Origin of the sequence: Mesorhizobium sp. M7A.F.Ca.AU.001.01.1.1 (genome assembly GCF_004022735.1) — a bacterium.
Classification (GTDB): Bacteria; Pseudomonadota; Alphaproteobacteria; order Rhizobiales; family Rhizobiaceae; genus Mesorhizobium; species Mesorhizobium ciceri.
Window position 1 is genome coordinate 1 of record NZ_RZPF01000327.1, and the last position, 6,815, is coordinate 6,815.

Here is a 6,815-nt window from a genome sequence, read left to right on the forward strand (position 1 = left end):
CCGGGGGGTTCTCTTTCGCCGGAGGCGTCTTTTCCCCGGAAGCGCCTTGAACGACCGGGCGAACGCGTTGCCGGATAGGATGAGACGTTTCGGTTTTCGGGGCCGACCCCTCGTTGCCGGCAGGCGGCGAGTAATCATTCCCTCTGAGCTTTGAATTTCCTTCTGCGGTTCCTTCTGAAACGTTCTCTCTAAATGCCCCTCGGTTTTCCGTTGGGGTAGTCCCTTGGCTTTTCGTGGGGGTAGCCCCTTGGTGTTCCGTGGGGGTCACCTTCCTGCCCCCTCGGTTTTCCGTGGGAGTTGCCCCCACACTTTTCCGTGGGAGTGCCTTTTGCGACACTGGTGGGTCGGACGGTTCCCAGTCGAGGTTGAGAGTAATGCGCATACCTTTGGCATTGCCGGGGGAGTGCTCTACCGTGATGAAACCCTCGGCCTCTAACCACTGGATATGCCCTCGGGCTTGCGTTTCCTTCGGCCCGCTCGCCTGCATTATCTGCCTGTAGGTGAGCCAGCACGTGCTCACGCCCCAGTTCACGGTTTTGTCGATGATGATCAGGATCGTGTCTCGCGTGCCCACCGGTATGTAGTGACGCCAGACGCGGATGTATTGCCGCATGATGCCCTGTTGGGAAATCGTGCGAGACAATGGCCAATTCTCCGGCCTGTAGTGGCTGTGCATCCGCCATTCCTTTTGGTCCGGCTGCTGCACTGGCTCTGTCGTGTCGATGTCTGGGGGATTGTTGGTGTTGTCCGCGTCGGTGGTGGCATCGGCGGATTGAGGGCGTGAATAGGCTAGGTGAGGGGACATTTGGTCTATTCCTTGGTCTGAGAGGGGCGGCACCGCCATCCGACCAAGGAAAAATGCGGCACCGCCCCTGTTGACAGTCCACGCGGCGCAGCGTGAACCAGCGCACCCCATATCTACCATGAGCGTGGTCAAATCGACAGTGCTTCTGAAGTGTAATCGGCAGGAAAAGTTTGCAACAAGTTGCAAAATCAAAGCAATGTGTTGACGAAGACTTCGTATGGCAGTGCGAAAGCTTCTGGGCCAGACGTGCGCTCGTGTTGCTATTCGGGCGAACTGTGCCAGACTCCCGGTCGTGGTCAAAACGGGCGTGAATTTTCATGGACATCATTTTTCCGGTCGCGGCGCTTTGGGTAGCCGGGGGCGTTCTCTTCCTTCAGGGCATCGTCACCAATCGCGACGCCAGCCCGGCAGTGGCGGCGAACTCTCGCGCCGTGGTCGACGATCTCTTGCGGCTCCGGCCGGCCGCGTTGGTCGCGGCGGCGCTCTTCTTGGTTGCCTGGCCCGCCATCTGGATCGGTGCGCATATCGTGCGCCGCTGAGTTTGCACCCGGTTTCAAAAAAGTTGCCCAAGCCATGCTGCATTCTTCGACCATAGCCGACGATCACGGGTCCATGCTGGCCCGGCTCAAAGCCGCCCACGCGTTCGTTGCGTCGCTTGTGGTCGAAGATGCGATCTATGCGCCGATCTTCACGCGGCTAGAGGCGGAAATCGCGGCCGAAGAGGCGAGGGGAGACCCCATCGCCCGGGCGCGGGCAATCGTCGCTGCTCAAAGGGCGAAGCTCTGAAGGATGTCGCGCTTGTGCGCCAACGTCGCGCCTTCGCCGTAGCGTTCCCTGCCCAGCGCATGGCCGAACAGGTCGCGCCGGATACGCTCATCTACCTTGGCGGCAATCATCCGGTCTTCAAAAGAATGCCGCAGGCTGTAGAGAACATGTTCCGGTGTCTCTAACAGGTCGTGTTCCCGAAGGTACTTGTTCACCGTGTCGCTGATCTTGTCCTTGAAACGATAGGTCGGAAAGCCTTGCGGGCAGTGCTTGAAGGCTTCGAGCGACACGCCTACCAGCGGAATGACACGCTCGCTCACCTTGTTCTTTAGCTGCCGGCCTTCCGGCTCAATGCTGATATATGGCACGTCAACATCCAGGCGGATGTGGTGCGGCATGAGCCCGGCCGCTTCGCCGGGGCGATAGCCGGTGTTGATCATGCCAAGCAGGATGCACCGGGCTTCCGTGTTCAAGCTGTCCAGCGCGCCGGGGGCAAGCAGCTTGGTCTTGATCCAGTCGACCGAGAAAGGCGGGCGGGTCCGCTCCTTGTCGGCTTTGAAGGTGAGGCCGTCCAGCGGCAGGACCAGCCCTAGCCGCTTCATCTTGACCACGGTGCGAAGGATATTGCCGATGTGCTGGAAATCCTTGTTAGCAGTGTCGGGCTTGGCATCGCCGGCCGCTATCCGCTCCATCCATGTTTCGCGGAAGTCGAGCATGTCGTCTCCGGTGATCTCTGAAAGCTCCTTGTCGCCGATCTCTTCAATCAAGTTGGCGATGGCACGTTTGCGGGGGTGCTCCCAGCGGCGAAGCTGATCCTCGCTCTTGCCTATCGTGTCCTGCTTGGCAAAGCCCCAATACAACTCCAGTGCCTTGCTGATTTTGATCCCCGGTTCGGGAGCGCCGCCCAGCACGGCGCGCGCCTCGATCTTGGCAGCATCGCCATTGAGCTTCAGGGCGGACTCGACACGTTCGAGCAGCTTTTCGCGGGGGAGTTGGGCGATGCGATCAGCGGGCAGGTAGTTGTAGCCGCGCACGGCGGCCAGTTCCTTCGCCGCTGCAAACCGTCGCTCGGCATCGTCGGTTGCGCCGGCAAGGGTAGCTTCCCAGCCCTCGACCATATGCGCCCATGCGGTTGGAGCCTTCTGTCGCGCAACCGTTTCGGAGTCCGTGTGAAGGCTGATCCAGATTTGAGTGCGCGGCTCGATTGCAGCATAGCGCTTAGGCACTCGGCGGACGATGTGGAAGGTCTTATTGCGGCGCTTGACGTTCATACCGCTACCATGCGCGCTGCGCCTGTGTATGGCAATATGTGCAGCAGGATGTTTAGCAAAATTCCGCGTGCCGATTGATCACCTGACGCTGTCGGCGCGGATTATTCAATTAAACCAAAGCGTTGGAAAGTCTGGCAATGCGCTGAAAGCACAGAAATTGGCTCCCCGGGCCGGATTCGAACCAGCGACCAACCGGTTAACAGCCGGTTGCTCTACCACTGAGCTACCGGGGAACGGAGGCTCTTATGTGAGTGGCGCAGCCTATAGCTGCCCTTTTCGGCTTTGCAAAGAAGCTTTTCACATTTTTCCGAGGCTTTTTCGCATAGGCCTTTCTCGCAATCGTCGAAGGATGCCCTCATATTAGCCGTCTTGGCAGGGATATGGAACCGAAAGCGCGGCGGCGGCTTTGGTTTGAGCATGCTTGCGAACGATCGAAACGGGTCAATCTTTCGAGACGATGACAGCACAAGACAACCAGATGCCGGCGCGCAAAATCTCTGTTTTCGGGCGCGAGTTCAAAATGCCGCGCTCGCGCGGGCTCAGAATCACGATCGGCATCCTGCTGACCATCGGTGGCATCCTCGGTTTCCTGCCGATCCTCGGCTTCTGGATGGTTCCGCTCGGATTGCTGGTGCTGTCCTATGAATTCGCCATGGTCCGCCGTCACCGGCGTCGCTTTGTCGTCTGGTGGGAACGGCGTCGCCGGCCCGATTGACCGCCGATAGCGCAAGGTGGTGTTTCAGTGGGCGGCCTGCTCTTCCAGTGCCTCACGGATCTGCTTGAGAACAGCCGCGGCCGAGGCAAGCCTTGCCCTGTCATGCGGCGACAGGATGCGTTTCTTCTCCCATCAGGCTATGCTTAACTGTCCGCTAATAAAGCGGTCCGATGATTTGCCGGACGCCGTCCGGACTGACGCGAGGAAACCGTTCGGAATGCAAGGTGGCCGCTTGACGGCATTTTCGCCGCAACCTATTGGAACCGGGTGGAACGCCGGGAGCAATGAGGCCTCGTGGCGGAGTGGTTACGCAGAGGACTGCAAATCCTTGCACCCCGGTTCGATTCCGGGCGAGGCCTCCAATGCCCGGGCCCCCGCGCGGCAGCGCAGGGGCCTGAAGTTCCTGACACAATGGACCGCGGTTCTGGCGCGGCAAGCGGACTGGTTGGGACATGAGCGCTGATTTCTCCGAACTACGCGTCAAGATGGTCGACGGCCAGGTCCGCACCACAGATGTGACCAGCGCGCCGCTACTCGATGCAATGCTTGTCGTCCCAAGAGAGATGTTTGTCGGCGCCGCCCAGCGCGATCTCGCCTATATCGACGAGGACATCCGCATTGCAGCCGGCGCGGACGGTTCGCGCTACCTGATGGAAGCGTCGCCGTTGGCCAAGCTTATCCAGCTGGCCGAGATCAACCCGACCGATTCGGTGCTCGATGTCGGTTGCGGAACGGGCTACGCCTCGGCCATCCTGTCGCGGCTGGCCGGGTCCGTAGTGGCGCTCGAAAACGATTCGGCGCTGGCGGAAACCGCCAGATCGACGCTTTCGTCGCTTGGCTGCGGCAATGTGACCGTCGTCCAGGGCGCGTTGCCGCAGGGGCATGCCGCCAAGGCGCCTTATGATGTTATCTTTATCGGTGGCAGTGTCGCGGAAGTGCCGGCCCCGTTGCTCGACCAGCTTGCCGAAGGCGGCCGACTCGTCGCCGTCGAAGGGCAGGGCAATTCCGGCGTGGCCCGTCTCTTTTTCAAGGCCGGGGGGGTTGTAACCGGAAGACGTGCATTTAATGCGGCAATTAAGCCACTACCGGGGTTTGAACGCATTCGTGCTTTCGAATTCTGAATGATTTGGCCTTGCAGCAGAGGCTTTGTCATGGTCGCTTGCATTTGAACGATCGCTGCTGATGCCAAACTGGGGGCACTTTGGGGGTGAGCAGCAGGGAACACGAACACGCGGCGCCGGCTGATCTATGAGAGAAGCAGGCGCGGCGCGGTTCCCATGGAAAACGAATGAGGGTTTAACCGTGCCGTCTTTACGCAAGTCACTTTTCACCGCCGTCCTCGTTTCGGCGACCATGCTGTCCCCACTGGCCGCTTCAGCCGAAACCATCTCCGGCGCGCTTGCAAAGGCCTACCAGTACAATTCTTCACTGAATTCGGCCCGTGCCGGCGTTCGCGTCACCGACGAGGGTGTCGCCATCGCCAAGTCGGGCTACCGCCCGGTTGTCACCGGCTCGGCGGATATCGATTATTCGAGCAGCCATCTCAACGGCACCAATTCAAGCGTGCGGCTGACCACCGGCAATTTTGGCGTTCAGATCAACCAGACGCTGTTCGACGGCTTTCAGACCAGGAACAATGTCGCTGCCGCCGAAGCGCAGGTCCGGGCCTCGGTCGAAAGCCTGCGCAACACTGAAGAGGGCATCCTGTTCAGCGCGGCGCAAGCGTATATGAACGTGATTCGCGACCGGCAGGTCGCCGTGCTGACCGAGCAGAACCTGCAGTTCCTGACCGAAACGGCGCGCGCGGCGCGTTCGCGCTTCGAAGTTGGCGAAGGCACGCGCACCGATGTCGCCCAGGCCGACGCTTCGCGCGCCGCCGCGGTGGCGTCGCTGAGTGCTGCCCGGGCGCAGGCGCTGGCAAGTGCGGCGCTCTATCGCCAGATCGTTGGCGACGAGCCGGGCAAACTCAAGGGCGCTTCGCCGGTGGCAAAGCTGTTGCCGTCGAGCCTCGCCGCCGCCGTCGGGGTGGCCTCGAACGAGCATCCGGCCATCCTTGCCACGCAGCATCTGGTCGATGCCGCGGCGTTTTCGGTGAAGTCGGCCGAAGGTGCGCTGTTGCCGCAGCTGTCGGCTTCCGCCGGCGTTTCGAGCGCCTATCGCAATACCTCGCCTTTGCCGGGTGTCGGTTCGCAGGATGGCACGACCAATTCGGCCAGTGTCGGGGCAACGCTGACCATCCCGATCTATTCGGGTGGCCGCACCTCGGCGATCGTGCGCCAGGACAAGGAATCGCTCAGCCAGGCCCGCATCCAGGTCGATGTCAGCCGCGACCAGGTGCGCCAGGCCGTCACCGCCGCCTGGACCGAGTACACCGCCGCGCAGCAGCAGCTGACGGCCAACAGGCAAGTGATCGAAGCCGCGAAGCTGGCACTGAACGGTGTCATCGAAGAGCGCAATGTCGGCCAGCGCACCACGCTCGACGTCCTCAATGCGCAGGCGACGGTCATCACCGCCCAGATCAACCAGGCCGGTTACGAACACGATGTGGTGGTGGCGAGCTACGCCATCCTGCAGGCGACCGGCCGTCTGTCCGTCGACCGCCTTGGCTTGCAGGTAGCGAAATACAAGCCTGAAGAGCACTACAACGCGGTCAAGGACAAGTGGTACGGACTGCGCACGCCGGACGGCCGCTGAGGCGTTCGGCCTGAACTGGCCGTGTTCCCTGCTTGAGCAGGATCTTTCGCGCTGCGGCTCTCGGGTTCAGATGGCGCTAATCTGTTGAAATCCCACAAGTCCCCAGATTGGGGATTCTCGTGCGGCGATCCGTCGGTTACGCTGTGGCCATGATTCGATCCGGCTCTGCCGGAGCGGAAAACCCAACAGGGGTCACAAGGGCGGCGGATGTGACGATGGCAACGGCAAGCAGCGCACAGCGCGAACCTTCCATGGAAGAGATACTGGCTTCCATCAGGCGGATCATCGAGGACAGCGACGGCGGCCGCAAGCAGCCGGGCGACGCCGATGAGCTGAGCCAGGATCTGGAGCGCGCGTCGAGCGCCTATGCAGCCCCCGACGTGGAAGCTTTTCGTGCCGACCTGCATGCCGCCCCCGAGGGCAGGAAGCCTGTCACGCTGGCGGAAGTCCAGTCACAGCTGCCGCCGGCCGAGCCGGTGGTGGCGCGCATGGAAACGCCGGTGCGCCCCGATCCCAGCCCGGCAAGGCCATCGATGACACTCGCCGAGGTCATCGCCCGCGTTGC

7 protein-coding genes, 2 tRNA genes and 1 pseudogene are annotated in these 6,815 nt (G+C 61.5%); 7 read left to right on the forward strand and 3 right to left on the reverse strand.

The genetic code is table 11. The features are described 5' to 3' along the window. On the reverse strand, positions 1–805 hold an 805-nt coding region (locus EN884_RS39030; RefSeq protein ID WP_206530468.1), incomplete at its 3' end, for a hypothetical protein. 317 nt (positions 806–1,122) lie between these two features. Here EN884_RS39030 and EN884_RS19895 point away from each other — a divergent pair. Beyond that, complete coding sequence (locus tag EN884_RS19895) at positions 1,123–1,344, forward strand: hypothetical protein (RefSeq protein ID WP_063168124.1); 222 nt, start codon at positions 1,123–1,125, stop codon at positions 1,342–1,344. 73 nt (positions 1,345–1,417) lie between these two features. Beyond that, on the forward strand, positions 1,418–1,591 hold the full coding sequence (locus EN884_RS38710) for a hypothetical protein (RefSeq protein ID WP_158515785.1): 174 nt from the start codon (positions 1,418–1,420) through the stop codon (positions 1,589–1,591). Here the strand turns inward: EN884_RS38710 and EN884_RS19900 are convergent. Then, positions 1,573–2,841, reverse strand: coding sequence for a DUF6538 domain-containing protein (locus EN884_RS19900; protein ID WP_063168122.1), 1,269 nt, complete (start codon positions 2,839–2,841; stop codon positions 1,573–1,575). The genes EN884_RS38710 and EN884_RS19900 overlap by 19 nt on opposite strands. Before the next feature lie 158 nt (positions 2,842–2,999). Continuing rightward, positions 3,000–3,074 (reverse strand) — tRNA-Asn (locus EN884_RS19905). 224 nt (positions 3,075–3,298) lie between these two features. Here EN884_RS19905 and EN884_RS19910 point away from each other — a divergent pair. From EN884_RS19910 to EN884_RS39675, 5 genes and pseudogenes are all read left to right on the forward strand, one after another. Beyond that, on the forward strand, positions 3,299–3,556 hold the full coding sequence (locus EN884_RS19910) for a hypothetical protein (RefSeq protein WP_024503836.1): 258 nt from the start codon (positions 3,299–3,301) through the stop codon (positions 3,554–3,556). A 288-nt stretch (positions 3,557–3,844) separates the two neighbouring features. Beyond that, positions 3,845–3,918: transfer RNA gene (locus EN884_RS19915), tRNA-Cys, on the forward strand. Between the two features lie 90 nt (positions 3,919–4,008). Then, positions 4,009–4,677 (forward strand): protein-L-isoaspartate O-methyltransferase, encoded by a 669-nt coding sequence (locus EN884_RS19920; RefSeq protein ID WP_024503837.1) that lies wholly within the window; start codon positions 4,009–4,011, stop codon positions 4,675–4,677. Between the two features lie 181 nt (positions 4,678–4,858). After that, the gene (locus EN884_RS19925) at positions 4,859–6,250 is read left to right on the forward strand and encodes a TolC family outer membrane protein (protein ID WP_063168121.1); all 1,392 of its coding nucleotides are present in this window, start codon (positions 4,859–4,861) and stop codon (positions 6,248–6,250) included. A 215-nt stretch (positions 6,251–6,465) separates the two neighbouring features. Further along, positions 6,466–6,815: pseudogene (locus tag EN884_RS39675) on the forward strand (DUF2497 domain-containing protein); the annotation flags it as partial.